This window comes from Chitinophaga nivalis, from assembly GCF_025989125.1.
GTDB classification, from domain to species: domain Bacteria; phylum Bacteroidota; class Bacteroidia; order Chitinophagales; family Chitinophagaceae; genus Chitinophaga; species Chitinophaga nivalis.
Window position 1 is genome coordinate 7,992,251 of record NZ_JAPDNR010000001.1, and the last position, 12,954, is coordinate 8,005,204.

Genomic DNA, 12,954 nt, shown 5'->3' on the forward strand with positions numbered 1-12,954 from the left:
AGATCAGGATATGATTCCGTGCCACCACCAATATTTATTTGTCATATTCTTTTGCATAACGGGAACAAAATTGTAACATTTTTCCATAAAATGCAAATTTTTTTTGACTGTTAAATTATAGCACACCTTTCGTCGACGGTAGTTGCATATTATACGGATTCCGCTTCACGGCCATTTTAATAGCTTTGGCGAACACCTTGAAAATAGCTTCTATCTTATGATGTTCATTCTCGCCTGTAGCCTGGATGTTGAGATTCGCCTTTGCACCATCTGAGAAGGATTTAAAGAAATGGAAAAACATTTCTGTCGGCATCTCTCCTATCTTCTCTCTTTTAAACGCCGCGTCCCATACCAGCCAGTTACGGCCGCCAAAATCAATACCTGCCTGCGCCAGACAATCATCCATCGGCAAACAGAAACCATATCTTTCTATTCCCCGTTTATCGCCCAGGCCTTTGGCAATCGCTTCTCCCAGGGCAATACCGGTATCTTCGATCGTATGATGTTCATCTATATGCAGATCCCCTTTAGCGGTAATATCCAGGTCTATGGCGCCATGCCGGGCAATCTGATCCAGCATATGATCAAAGAAGCCCAACCCGGTATGGATATTGGCTTTACCGCTGCCATCGAGATTCAGCGAAATGGTAATATCCGTTTCATTGGTTTTACGTGTATGCGTCACCGTTCTTAAGCCCAGTTTCAGGAATTCATAGATACGGTTCCAGTCTGTAGACTCCAGTGCTATCACCGGCTGCAATGCAGCAGCGTCATCACTGATCTCCCCACTGCCTAATCCATCGCCTTCATTCAGCCAGATCGCTTTTGCGCCCAGGTTCTTTGCCAGCTGCACATCAGTGATACGATCCCCGATCACGAAGGAGTTGGCCAGGTCATAGCCACCGTTCAGGTATTGCGTGAGCATACCGGTGCGGGGTTTCCGGGTAGGCGCATTGTCTGCCGGAAAAGTACGGTCAATGAATACCTGATCAAACTTCACCCCTTCGTTCTCAAATGCTTTCAGGATCATATTTTGTGCCGGCCAGAAAGTATCCTCCGGGAAAGCCGGTGTGCCCATGCCATCCTGGTTGGTGACCATCACCAGTTCATAATCCAGCTCTGCAGCAATCCGGGCCATATTCACAAATACCCGGGGATAAAACTCTACTTTTTCCAGGCTGTCGATCTGATAGGTAGGTGGCACTTCTTTGATCAAAGTACCATCACGGTCTATAAAGAGCACTCTTTTCATGCAGATACGGGAATTTCTGTTTTCAGGTTAAAAGATTTCAATACTTCCAGCAGGCGGAGGTTTTCTTCCGGTGTACCTACGGTGATACGCAGACAGCCCATACACAGCTCTACCCGGGAACGGTCGCGCACTACAATACCCTGTGTAGTCAGGTATTGATAAATGCCTTTCGCATCACTGGTTCTTACCAGCACAAAATTGGCATCGCTGGGATATACTTCCAATATCTGCGGTAGCTGCTCCAGTGCGGCTGACAACAGATCGCGCTCTATGACTATTTCGCGGATCCACTCATTCACCCGGCCTACATTGTCCAGTGCCTGCAGCACCAGTTCCTGTGTAGCCTGGCTGATATTGTAAGGTGGTTTTACCTTATTGAGTACATTGATAATATCTTCTCCGGCAAACGCCATTCCCACCCGCAATGCGGCTAGGCCCCATGCTTTGGACAGGGTTTGCAACACCACCAGGTTAGGGTATTCCGTCAGTTCCTGGATAAATGTTTTCTGGCGGGCGAAGTTGATATACGCTTCATCCACTACCACAATACCATTGAAGTTATTCAGTAATAATTCTATATCTGATTTCCGGATGGAGTTACCTGTAGGATTATTGGGAGAGCAGACAAAAATCAGCTTGGTATGTTCATCAATCGCCTGTTGCAAAGCCGGGATATCCAGCTGAAAGTCCGGCGTGAGGCTCACTTTGCGGATCACGGCATCGTTGATGTGTGCACTCACTTCGTACATACCATAGGTAGGCGGGCAAAGCACTACATTATCTACACCCGGATTACAAAATGCGCGGTACAATAAATCGATGGCTTCATCGCTGCCGTTGCCGATAAAGATGTTCTGCGGCGGTACGCCTTTAATATCGGCCAGCTTGTACTTTATTTTCCATTGCAACGGATCCGGATACCGGTTGTAATTCACCGGTAACGGAGAGCCGAAACTGTTTTCGTTCGCATCCAGGAAAATGGCTGCTTCTCCTTTAAATTCATCCCTGGCAGTGGAATACGGTACCAGTCTTTTTATGTTATCCCTCAGCAGGGTATCGAGATTAAACATCGTTATATTTTGAGATATAGAAATTTACTGTTTTTTACCGGAAAGCGGTTGTTAAATATCCTCATAACGTAACCTTACTGTTACCGCATTTTTATGGGCATCCAGTCCTTCTGCAGCTGCCATTGTTTCAATGGTGTGGCCAATCTGCTCCAGGCCTTCGCGGGAGATCTGCTGGAAAGTTATTTTCTTCACAAAACTGTCCAGTGATACGCCGCTATAAGCTTTTGCATAACCGTTGGTAGGCAGCGTGTGATTGGTACCGGAAGCATAATCACCCGCACTTTCAGGTGTATAGTTACCCAGGAAAACGGAGCCGGCATTGGTAATATTGCCTGCGATGTTTAATTCATCACGACAAGCCAGGATCAGGTGCTCCGGTGCATATGCGTTGAGCATTTCCACGGCTGTACCCATATCCGATACCAGGATCATTTTACTGTTGTCCAGGGCCGCGGTAGCAATACCTTTACGGGAGAGCGCTTCCAGTTGTACTTTCAGGGCATTTTCCACATCGGTGATCACTTTTTCGCTGGTGGTTACCAGTACTACCTGGCTATCAGGACCGTGTTCTGCCTGTGACAGCAGATCTGCCGCCACAAATGCAGGAATACAGCTATCATCCGCCAGTACAGCTACTTCTGATGGACCGGCCGGCATATCAATGGCAATACCGCTTTTATTGACCAGCTGTTTGGCGCAGGTGACATACTGATTACCGGGGCCAAATATTTTATATACCTGTGGTACGGATTCCGTACCAAAAGCCATGGCGCCAATTGCTTGTATACCGCCTATCGTAAAGACTTTGGAGATACCAATCAGTTGCGCGGTATACAGAATAGCCGGGTGCAACGCGGGCGTACATAGGATAATTTCCTTACAACCCGCTATCATGGCCGGAATCCCTAACATCAGGATGGTAGAGAAAAGCGGCGCCGAACCACCGGGAATGTATAAGCCTACTTTTTCAATCGGCACAGATTTACGCCAGCACTGTACGCCTGGCATGGTGGTAATCACCTGTGGTGTTTCCTGCTGGGCACGGTGAAAGGTTTCTATATTACGGGCTGCCTGCCGGATGGCGTCTTTCAGTACCGGATCCAACGTAGCTTCTGCCTGCAGGAAGGCTGCCGGTTGTACCAGCAAATCATCCAGGGTCACCTTATCAAAGGCGGCGGCATATTTTCTGACAGCCGCATCGCCATTCTCCCTTACATCATTCAATATGTTTCCTACCTGTTGTTCCAGGGCGGATGTATCCATTACAGGCCGCTGCAGTAAAGCGTTCCAGGTGGAGCTATCCGGAAATTTTATGATTTGCATGTTTGTATCAGTTTAGATCACCATTTTTTCGATGGGTACTACCAGAATGCCTTGTGCACCGGCGGCTTTGAGGTTTTCGATAATGTCCCAGAATTCATTTTCATTCAGTACGGAATGTACAGAACTCCAGCCTGCCTCCGCCAAAGGTAATACTGTCGGGCTTTTCATTCCCGGCAGCAGACTGATGATCTCCTGCAGTTTATCATTAGGTGCATTCAGCAGGATGTATTTATTGTTTTTGGCTTTCCGCACTGCCTGGATACGGAAGAGCAGTTTATCGAGCAGCTGCTGCTGGGCAGGTTGCAGGTTGTGGCAGGCCGCCAGCACCGCTTCTGATTTCAGTACTGTTTCCACTTCCTTGAGACCATTCATAAACAAGGTAGAGCCGCTGCTCACCAGGTCGCAGATGGCATCTGCCAGCCCAATACCAGGCGCTATTTCCACCGATCCGCTGATCTCATGGATTTCGGCGGTAATGCCATTACGTTGCAGGAATTCTTCCACAATCACCGGATAACTGGTCGCAATCCGTTTGTTGTGCAGGTCCTGTACGGAATTGTATTCGATGGATTTCTCCACAGCCATGGAGAGACGGCATTTACCGAATCCCAGTTTTTGTACGATGTTAACTTGCTTTTTCTTCTCCAGCACCACATTCTCCCCTACAATACCAATATCAGCTACCCCGTCCTCAATATATTGCGGGATATCATCATCCCGCAGGAAGAACACTTCCAGCGGAAAGTTGGTGGCTTCTGTTTTCAGCTTATTAACACCGTTGTTGATGTCGATGCCGCATTCCTTCAATAGTTTGATGGAATCATCGTGCAGGCGGCCGGATTTCTGGATGGCGATTTTCAGTTTCATCTTTGGGTGAAATAAAAAAGGGGCTTACCGTTCTGGTAAGCCCCTGATGATGATCTAATATGGTGATACACATAAACATCCCAGCCTACCGGTGTGGTAAGAAATGATGATGGTGATGGATATGTATGTTAGTAATCATAATGTCGAGTGCAAAAATAGTAAGTAAAATGATAAATCAAAGTAAATTTTTTGTGAAGTATACATATTATAATAAATCCTGCTTACCGGAGGATATTCCCCCCTCCGGTGCTAATATATCCATGGCATTAGCAAACCATGCAGGATAACCGACAGTTACTGCCGGCCACCGGTCATTTATAACCATATCATTCACCGGCTATATCAATAAGCCGATGTAACGGTATATTATAAATGCAGGAAAGCGTTTTTTATACAGACAACGACTGTGTTAGCAAAGAATATAAGCAGGTGTCCTATAACCAGGGGCAACGCACTGCAGTAATGCACGGCAATATTACAGACTGGTACTGCGATAAAAACATACGTTCTTAAAAATGAATGACCTGTAAAGTTGGTACTTTCCTATCTGCAATTGCAATTTATTATCGTTTAGTCATTAACGTTATACATCCTTTCTATTTTTTTCTCCATACAAATTGATTCTTTGATTTCCTGTCAGACATTCCCCTTGTCGGGCACTCGATATCGGTGACAACACCTAATATCCGGACTATTTCAAGCAGATACAGAGCGGTCATTCCATTGATATATAACGACTTCTATGTGACCAGTGGTCAGCCATCCTGCTCTTTTGCAAACAATCTGTTAATACATTTCTTCATCTAAAAAAATTAGCTTTATTTTGCTAATATAATTAGCATTTTAAAATAGTAATTATATGGAAGCATTGAAGGTAAGTAACACGCATATCCGCCTGCCGGTACTTAGCAGCCCGGATGAACCCGAGCTGGCCACAGATCTTTCCTATATGCTGCACCCTAGTCCCGGCCACACCTTTGTTGTACGGGTAAAAGGCGACAGTATGGTGGAAGCGCATATGCCGGATGGTTGTATGGCAGTCGTAGACCGCAGCAGACGCCCGGCTACCGGTGATATTATTGTAGCCCTGCTGGATGGGGACTATACCATAAAGCGACTGGTAAAAGCCGGCCGGCACTGGGTATTACATCCGGAGAATACTTTTTATAAACCGATTATGATCACAGAAGAAACAGATTTTCAGGTGTGGGGCGTTGTTATCGCCATTATCATAGATGTGTGTAAATAAGGGAAAAAATCTGTCACATGTACCAACCTTTAGCATTACTGTCACCCGAGCTGGTAACAGCGTTACTGGAAAATGGCTTTACCCTGTTCGTACGGCAGCGGTATGAAGTCGCCAGAAATCAAACAGATCATCAGATCAAAGAAATTTTTCTGATTACCCCCTATAAAAATATTGGTGAAGCCAATCTTCACTTTCAGCACATTCGGTTTGATGCCCGGAAATATATTTATCAGTCGCATCACAAAGAGGAAATAGATAAGTTATATGTAGCCGCCGCGCAGCCGGCCGGGTATAAAGTATATGCCGCCCTGCTGCAGGATGAAGTATGGGAGCCGCCCCTGCAACTGGAAAACCGGGTACGGAAGTATATCGCCGGAAAAACATCCTGGAAGCCGGACCGGAAAGAAAAGATCGACGCCACCCTATCGCTGCGTTACGGTGAATTGTATTGCCACCTGCATTACGGAGAAGAAGAATTAGCAGTACCTTTATCTGTTATAGAAGAATATTAATCCATCATATGTGTTACGATATTGCCTTTCATACCACTATAGAGAGTATCTTCCAATACCTGCCTGCCCTGAAAAGAGGAGGTCAGCCACCGGCAGGTTTTAATGCCACCTATCATAAAATAGGCATGTCTTTTCCGCAATGGCCGGTTGTTGTGAATAACAATGGGCTGCAGCTGGACTATTACACCTGGGGGCCTGTTCCCAAAATGCTGAATACACCCGAAAAGGTGAAAAAACAACGGCAAATGTTCCTCAATGCCCGCAGTGAAAAAGTATTGGAAAACGGTACCATGTGGAACGCTATCCGGCATCAGCGTTGCCTGATACCAGCCACTGGTTTCTTTGAATACCGGCAGATACCAGGCTGGAAAAACAAAGTAGCTTATTACATCCGGCCCAAAGAACAGGAACTGTTTTTTATTGCCGGCCTGTGGGCTTTGTCTAACTCCTGGGATGTGGATAAACCCGATCGTATACCTACTTTCACCCTGCTCACCCGCAGCGCCAATCCGGTGATGGCGCAGATACATAATGGCGGCGATAATGCCGGCAGAATGCCGTTGATGATGCCCAATGACCTGGCACAGGAATGGTTACATACCGATATAACTGATACGGATATACGTAATTTACTGCAATACGAACAGCCTTCCCACGCACTCGACTACTGGCCGGTGAATTCTGTACGGAAAGTGAAACCTGATGACGCTACAGTCATTGCACCTGTTCAATACGAAGGATTACCTGCACTCACAGTTTAAAACATTACGGCCACTGTCAGCTAAGCGGGTGGCCGGCTTTCCATTCACGGATCACTTCCAGTAATGTGTCCACTACTTTTTGTTTAGCCTGTAATTCTTCCTGTAATACCGCAATCATACTTTTCATTTCCTGCCAGGTATCAATAGCCGGCTCCTGTCTGGCATGGCAGGTAAAAAGTGTTGTCAGCGGCGTTTGCAGAATCGCCGCAATTTTTTCCAACCGGTCTACGGTAATATTCACCTGACCGTTCTCTATTTTGCAATAGGCATTCTGCGAAATATCCAGTTCATGTGCGAGATACTCCTGGGTGAGATTGCGTTCTATACGAAGCCGTCTGATCATATCAGCTACCATGGGGTGATGCTTTTTAGCAGTAAAGGATCATAATACAAACAATCTGCAATACAGGATAAATAGATTAGCCACTGTAAAATTAGGAATAAATTAAACATCCACGCTATAGGCAGGTAAATAATTAATCCGCAACTTTGTCTTCGTTGAAAAGCACATTTCTAACCCCAAAAAGAAGAGCCAATTGTCAAACTTCAGCGAGATGAGCACTGTTACACCTGTTTCATAAACCGAAACATCATACGTTCACTTCTCAGATATTTCAAGTACTAATTGAATGGTAATATTACCATTACCCATTGTTTATTATTCATTTATATAAACCTCAAAAACACACATCATGAAAAGCATCTTCAATGCTAAAACAGCCATCGTGGCATGTTTAGCAGTAACGGTGATTACACTTTCCAGTTTCACCCATTCCAAAAACTCCGCTTTACTGGGCAAAGGAAAAGTAGTAGACAATAATCTGCCAGCTGTTATAGCCAGCGGTTCCGATCAGACTACCTTTATTACACCTTATCCTACTACACTGATCATTCGCCCAACCTTGTACATTATCAGGATTACGGCCCTGCGCACTGCCATCCTGGATTATCCAACTGCTGACATCATCACCCAACCAGGCGGCCCTATTGCCCGTCCGGGTATACTGAATGAACAGCAACTGCTGGATAGCAAAATGCGTAGCCTCGATTAAACCATCAACCGGCTATCAGTTTTCCGCGTTTTCCTGCCAGGAAAAACGGAAGCTGATAGCCTTTTTTGATGAGGTGATAACTGTATAATTTTTTTGTATGAAATACCTGCGTCCTGTCATCTTCCTGACATTCATCGCCTATTTCGTGATGACGTTTATTTTCACCATGCCGGATAATTATCTCTATCTAAAACTATATCCGCAAGGCAAAACCTTTCAGTTCTGGCTATTCCAGCGCTGGGGTTTCTTTGCGCCACCACCGGACTTTGATGAACGCCTCTATTACGAATTCCGGGATAAAAAAACACAACAGGTAAAAGTAGTAGAAGTACTGGCACACATCACGGAACAAAAACAAAAAAAAGCCCCCTTCAACTGGCATGAGGAAATACTGGATTATGTGATCTCCGGCAATGTAGGCGGCGTATCAGATATTTCTTCTGAGCTGCACGACAATCTGCATTATCAGCAACAACTAAAGAACAAAACAGGCATTGATACCGCCGGCGAAATCACTATTAAAAACTATATCCAGCAAAGCAGTTCTTTCCTGACACTCAGCAACTACGGTACACTCGTGGCCAGGGAACATGGTATCGATACCGCTACCCACGATATGCGGCTCATCACCACCCGTATTCTGCTGCCCCGGTTTTCTGAAAGAAATGACCCACACCCCCAAACCCGAAAAGAGGAAGCGGTTTTCATGAGCGATTACTTATCATTTAATCAACAAAAATAATACGCCATGTATAGTCTAATGATCCGCATGGAAGAAAGAAACAATTACGCTTTTTACCTGGCCGTATTCCGGGTATTCATCTGTTTTCACCTGTTCAAGACGATTGTTTTTCAATGGCCTTACCTCGACATCCTGTACGGTCCCCAATCCTTTATTTCGCCCACTCCGACCGTACTCACGGAACTACTGGGTATTCAAAGCTCCGTTATCCGGGAACATTATCAGGTATTTATTACGACCTACCTGGTAGTCATTGTACTCTTCCTCTTTGGCATCGGCAAACATTTCACAGCACTCCTCTTATTTCTGCTGTATGAAACCGTACAACGCCTGTGTAACATTGTATTGAATGGTGGGGATAACTTCATGCGTTTTGTGGTATTATACATGGTATTCGCAGACAGCTATCAATACTTTAGTATCAAGGCCCTGCAGATCCGGAACGAAACCCTGCAACGCCTGTCCAACCTCTTCTCCAACCTGGCAGTACGGGCAGTAACCATCCATTTCTGCATCGTTTATTTCTGGTCGGCCTTCCATAAGATTCATGCAAATGTGTGGTTCAATGGTGTAGCCACCTATTATATCATGAGCCTCGCCCGTTTCAAAGGCACCCCCTGGAACGATCTGCTGGTCAAAAACGGTTATTTTGTCACCATCACTACTTACGCTACCCTGTTGATAGAAATGTATTTTCCGGTACTGGTATGGTTCCGCCAAACCCGAGTACCGATCATTCTGTGCGGCATTGCACTTCACCTGGGGATCTATGTATTCATGATGATATACGGCTTTGAAATCATCTTCATCATGACCTACGGATTTTTCTTCAATGATCGGGAATGGCTGGGACTACTCAATAAAATCATCCATCGTATCAACAAAATCATCCGGTGGAAAATTCCTGCATTACCGGTTGTGCCGCATCAGGAAATCAGGTTAACATAGCTTATTTCAGCGGGATACCATTATCTCTTTCTTCATAAAAAAACGCCCCGCAGGATTTGCGGGGCGTTTTTTATTAGCGGGTGGTAGTAATACCTGGTGGCACTTTGCCATCCACCTTTTCAAAAGGCAGCCCCAACAGCTGCGCGATCAGCGGCGCTACATCGGTTACATTCATTTCCACTACGTGACTGCCCGGCAGAATACCGGCGCCATATGCCACAAAGCCGGTCTGTATTTCCTTAAAATCAGGATAATAACCGTGGGTACCGCCTTTGGCGGCCTTTATCAGCTCTCCCTTGCGGGCGCCACTCATGGTGACACCTTTAGCCGCAGCCAGGGCCAGGGCCGCAGATGGATCTGCACCGATAGCCGTCAATGCAGTACGGTCCAGTACTTTAAACAGCTGTTGCTGTGCCGCCGGCAACGCTTTCAGTATTGCTTTTACCTTTTCCAGGGTTGCCTGGTCTTTCGGATTTTTCAGGTATAAAAAAGCGGCGCCGCCAGCGGTATGAAACTGTGCTTTCCAGTCTCCTTTCTGAACATCATTCAGCAGTCCATGTTGCGCCAGTAACAGGTTGGGGGCAAAAGACTGTTGTATATCCACAAAACCGTGATCACCGGTGACGATGATGGCGGTGCTATCGTATATGCCTGCCCGTTTGAGTGCTTCCACAATCGTACCCAGTGCGCGGTCTGCGCCGGCCACTGCTTTTCTTACGAGGAAACCATCGCGGCCTTCTTCATGTTCATAATGATCTGTACAAGCCAGGTGCAAGGTGGTGAAAGCAGGTTTATAGGTACGAATGAGATAGGCCGACATACGCGCTACGTTTTCGTCCATGATCATCTCTCCGTTTTCCATCGCAAAGTCTGCCGGCGTAATTTTTCCGGTAGCCTGCTCCTGTACTTCTTCCCATAATCCCTTTGGATAAGCGCTGGCAGCAGTAGCCATCCTACGGTCTTTATCCTTGCCCAGTGGCCAGATATCGGGGATATTATAGTCTACCGGCGCGCCTACCGTTACCGGCCAGATCACGTTGGCGGATGTTTTGCCGGCTTTACGCACGGCATCATACAATGTAGGCGTTTTCAGGGCAGTGTAATACCAATACCACTTTCCGGTAGCACTATCGCCTTCAAACGGCGTATTATAATAGATGCCATGTCTGGCGGGTGTTACCCCGGTAATCAAAGACGTATGATTGGGATAGGTAACGGAAGGAAATACACTGTTTACGCCTGCAGCATAAGCCCCTTTTTCTTTCATCATACGCAGGTTCACCATTCCCCAGGAAGGGTCGGTGTAGAAGTCGGGCCGGAAACCATCGATGGTAATCAGCACCACATGTTTCGCCTGTTGTGCCATGGCAGCTGCTCCCAGCAACATGCCACCGGCTATCAGTAATATCTTTTTCATGCTATATTATTTTAAATTACTGCCAGTCTTTGTTTTGTTTCAGTGCGGGATTTAATACAATCTCATTATACGGTATCGGATATACGTATTTATAGGTTTCCCATTTCCTTTCGATATTACTCAGCCAGATCAGGTTACCTTTAGTACCTTCCGACAGCCTAGTCTGATCATCATCTATCAGAAAATAATACACGCCCGGTACTTTTGTGGCAGGTGTTTTCTTGACGAAGGATACATCCGGCTTCCCATCTTCATTCAGGTCCATCAGTACATCCATGGCCGCTACATATAAACCATCATATACATTTTCCAGCAGCTTGCCGGCATCCCAGCGAATCAGGTCATAAAACCGGAAGCCTTCCAGTGCCAGTTCAATTCCCCGCTCCCTTCTGATTTCCAGCAATACGGCATCGCTGACACCCGGGAAGTATTTCTTCATCAGGAAAGGATCGGCCGTCACCGGCATATCTGCCTGCTGAATGCCCGCTCTGTTACGCAGCAATTTAATTGTCTGATTCCAGTCTTCGGGCGAGAAATCATTTAATACGGCTTTCGCCTCTGCTTCATTGAGCAATACTTCCGCATAGCGGATGATAGGGATGGAGTTGTTATTTTCTCCTACACCGTCTGTTGCCTTAGCATCCAGTGTATACTTCAACGGCTGATAACCGGTATAGCTATACGTAAAATCAGGCGGTGCTGCTTGTCCTTCGCGGTTGTATTTACCCATGCGGATGGTTTGCTGCAAACGCAGGTCCCTGTTTTTCACTTCTTCCTGAAAAGGTATTTTATCGAAATCTGCTTTGTCGGTAAAGCGGCTGCCATCCCGGTTCAGGTAGGTATCAGTAAATGTTTTCACCAGGCTCAAACGGTTGCCATAGGTAGCACTGGTAAAGAACCAGTTGGCATCGTTGAATACCCGCCAGCTTTTGTTACATACATAGGCCAGTATTACCTCATCCGCATTCGGTGTTTCATTGATAAACAGGTTGCGGTAATTCATGGCAGGATCACCACTGGCGTTGAGTTTATACTGCCCGCTTTTCCGCACTTCCGCTGCAGCGCTGGCAGCAGCTTTCAGCCACACATCGGCATTGGGTAAATTTAATGCCGAACGATATTTACGGAAAGTGCCTTCAAACAAACATACCCGTGATTTAAATGCCAGCGCCACCCATTTGGTGATCTGTGAGCAGCTGTTGTCTTTTTTTGCCCGGATATTGGCGCAGGCAAAGTCCAGGTCGGCCAACACGCTGTCCATTACATTTACCCGCGGATCACGTCCTTTATAGAGATCCGGATCGGAGATGGTCATGGTTTTATTGTACCAGGGTACATCACCGAAACGTTTTACTTTTTCGAAATAGAACATGGCCCGGAAAAAGCGCGCCAGTCCGGCATAGTGATTCCTGGCTTCTGTTGTTACATTGGCCTGGCCATAATGTTCCAGGAAATAATTGATATTACGTAACTCCTTCCAATCCCAGCCATTGGCCTGCGTTGCCGTATAGGCGCCCGGACGGATATACGCATTGGCATCTTTCCCGGCCAGATAATCGCTCATGACATCTCCCCGGATAATATCATTACCGGAAGGCAGGATGTTGTAAAAAGAGTTGGCATATAACTGCAGATCTGATTCTGTTTTAAAAGCGTTGTCCGGACTCAGTTTGTCGAATGGTTTCAGATCAAGCTCCTTCTTACATCCCACCATTACCAGGACCAATAACAGGTAAATACTATTTTTCATTGTAGTAAGCA

At 46.2% G+C, this 12,954-nt stretch carries 13 protein-coding genes; 6 read left to right on the plus strand and 7 right to left on the minus strand.

Annotated features, from left to right (window positions below; translation table 11 throughout):
* Window positions 1-115: 115 nt before the first annotated feature.
* From hisB to hisG, 4 genes are read right to left on the minus strand one after another with little or no spacing between them, the layout of a single operon-like run.
* A complete protein-coding gene (hisB, locus tag OL444_RS29295) occupies window positions 116-1,252 on the minus strand; it encodes a bifunctional histidinol-phosphatase/imidazoleglycerol-phosphate dehydratase HisB (RefSeq protein WP_264727388.1) in 1,137 nt (378 codons plus the stop codon).
* The gene (gene hisC, locus OL444_RS29300) at window positions 1,249-2,322 is read right to left on the minus strand and encodes a histidinol-phosphate transaminase (protein ID WP_264727385.1); all 1,074 of its coding nucleotides are present in this window, start codon (window positions 2,320-2,322) and stop codon (window positions 1,249-1,251) included. Before hisC ends, hisB begins: the two co-directional genes overlap by 4 nt.
* Window positions 2,323-2,373: 51 nt before the next feature.
* The gene (gene hisD, locus OL444_RS29305; protein ID WP_264727383.1) at window positions 2,374-3,645 is read right to left on the minus strand and encodes a histidinol dehydrogenase; all 1,272 of its coding nucleotides are present in this window, start codon (window positions 3,643-3,645) and stop codon (window positions 2,374-2,376) included.
* A gap of 12 nt (window positions 3,646-3,657) precedes the next feature.
* A complete protein-coding gene (gene hisG, locus OL444_RS29310) occupies window positions 3,658-4,512 on the minus strand; it encodes an ATP phosphoribosyltransferase (RefSeq protein WP_264727381.1) in 855 nt (284 codons plus the stop codon).
* Between the two features lie 859 nt (window positions 4,513-5,371).
* Here hisG and OL444_RS29315 point away from each other — a divergent pair.
* From OL444_RS29315 to OL444_RS29325, 3 genes are read left to right on the plus strand one after another with little or no spacing between them, the layout of a single operon-like run.
* Window positions 5,372-5,761: a LexA family protein gene (locus tag OL444_RS29315; protein WP_264727380.1), complete on the plus strand. Its 390-nt coding sequence runs from the start codon at window positions 5,372-5,374 to the stop codon at window positions 5,759-5,761.
* A 17-nt stretch (window positions 5,762-5,778) separates the two neighbouring features.
* Window positions 5,779-6,273, plus strand: a complete 495-nt coding sequence (locus OL444_RS29320) for a hypothetical protein (RefSeq protein WP_264727378.1) — start codon at window positions 5,779-5,781, stop codon at window positions 6,271-6,273.
* Window positions 6,274-6,281: 8 nt separating this feature from the next.
* The gene (locus tag OL444_RS29325) at window positions 6,282-7,034 is read left to right on the plus strand and encodes an SOS response-associated peptidase (protein WP_264727376.1); all 753 of its coding nucleotides are present in this window, start codon (window positions 6,282-6,284) and stop codon (window positions 7,032-7,034) included.
* Window positions 7,035-7,050: 16 nt separating this feature from the next.
* Here OL444_RS29325 and OL444_RS29330 read toward each other — a convergent pair whose 3' ends face one another.
* Window positions 7,051-7,389 (minus strand): helix-turn-helix domain-containing protein, encoded by a 339-nt coding sequence (locus OL444_RS29330; RefSeq protein ID WP_264727374.1) that lies wholly within the window; start codon window positions 7,387-7,389, stop codon window positions 7,051-7,053.
* A 337-nt stretch (window positions 7,390-7,726) separates the two neighbouring features.
* Between OL444_RS29330 and OL444_RS29335 the strand changes: the two genes are divergently transcribed.
* The 3 genes from OL444_RS29335 (at window position 7,727) to OL444_RS29345 (ending at window position 9,776) form a co-directional block, all read left to right on the plus strand.
* Window positions 7,727-8,086, plus strand: coding sequence for a hypothetical protein (locus tag OL444_RS29335; protein ID WP_264727372.1), 360 nt, complete (start codon window positions 7,727-7,729; stop codon window positions 8,084-8,086).
* 97 nt (window positions 8,087-8,183) lie between these two features.
* On the plus strand, window positions 8,184-8,828 hold the full coding sequence (locus OL444_RS29340; protein WP_264727370.1) for a hypothetical protein: 645 nt from the start codon (window positions 8,184-8,186) through the stop codon (window positions 8,826-8,828).
* Window positions 8,829-8,834: 6 nt separating this feature from the next.
* A complete protein-coding gene (locus tag OL444_RS29345; RefSeq protein WP_264727368.1) occupies window positions 8,835-9,776 on the plus strand; it encodes an HTTM domain-containing protein in 942 nt (313 codons plus the stop codon).
* A 73-nt stretch (window positions 9,777-9,849) separates the two neighbouring features.
* Here OL444_RS29345 and OL444_RS29350 read toward each other — a convergent pair whose 3' ends face one another.
* The gene (locus OL444_RS29350) at window positions 9,850-11,193 is read right to left on the minus strand and encodes an alkaline phosphatase family protein (protein WP_264727366.1); all 1,344 of its coding nucleotides are present in this window, start codon (window positions 11,191-11,193) and stop codon (window positions 9,850-9,852) included.
* A gap of 16 nt (window positions 11,194-11,209) precedes the next feature.
* Window positions 11,210-12,943 carry a RagB/SusD family nutrient uptake outer membrane protein gene (locus OL444_RS29355; RefSeq protein WP_264727364.1) on the minus strand — a complete coding sequence of 578 codons (1,734 nt, stop codon included), beginning with the start codon at window positions 12,941-12,943 and terminating at the stop codon, window positions 11,210-11,212.
* Window positions 12,944-12,954: the final 11 nt, after the last annotated feature.

Bases quoted from the DNA above. Each gene is read 5' to 3' on its own strand.
- OL444_RS29335 (WP_264727372.1), top strand. From the start codon at position 7,727: ATGAAAAGCATCTTCAATGCTAAAACAGCCATCGTGGCATGTTTAGCA.
- OL444_RS29340 (WP_264727370.1), top strand. From the start codon at position 8,184: ATGAAATACCTGCGTCCTGTCATCTTCCTGACATTCATCGCCTATTTC.
- OL444_RS29345 (WP_264727368.1), top strand. From the start codon at position 8,835: ATGTATAGTCTAATGATCCGCATGGAAGAAAGAAACAATTACGCTTTT.
- OL444_RS29315 (WP_264727380.1), top strand. From the start codon at position 5,372: ATGGAAGCATTGAAGGTAAGTAACACGCATATCCGCCTGCCGGTACTT.
- hisC (WP_264727385.1), bottom strand. From the start codon at position 2,322: ATGTTTAATCTCGATACCCTGCTGAGGGATAACATAAAAAGACTGGTA.
- OL444_RS29320 (WP_264727378.1), top strand. From the start codon at position 5,779: ATGTACCAACCTTTAGCATTACTGTCACCCGAGCTGGTAACAGCGTTA.
- hisD (WP_264727383.1), bottom strand. From the start codon at position 3,645: ATGCAAATCATAAAATTTCCGGATAGCTCCACCTGGAACGCTTTACTG.
- OL444_RS29330 (WP_264727374.1), bottom strand. From the start codon at position 7,389: ATGGTAGCTGATATGATCAGACGGCTTCGTATAGAACGCAATCTCACC.
- OL444_RS29325 (WP_264727376.1), top strand. From the start codon at position 6,282: ATGTGTTACGATATTGCCTTTCATACCACTATAGAGAGTATCTTCCAA.
- hisB (WP_264727388.1), bottom strand. From the start codon at position 1,252: ATGAAAAGAGTGCTCTTTATAGACCGTGATGGTACTTTGATCAAAGAA.
- OL444_RS29350 (WP_264727366.1), bottom strand. From the start codon at position 11,193: ATGAAAAAGATATTACTGATAGCCGGTGGCATGTTGCTGGGAGCAGCT.
- hisG (WP_264727381.1), bottom strand. From the start codon at position 4,512: ATGAAACTGAAAATCGCCATCCAGAAATCCGGCCGCCTGCACGATGAT.
- OL444_RS29355 (WP_264727364.1), bottom strand. From the start codon at position 12,943: ATGAAAAATAGTATTTACCTGTTATTGGTCCTGGTAATGGTGGGATGT.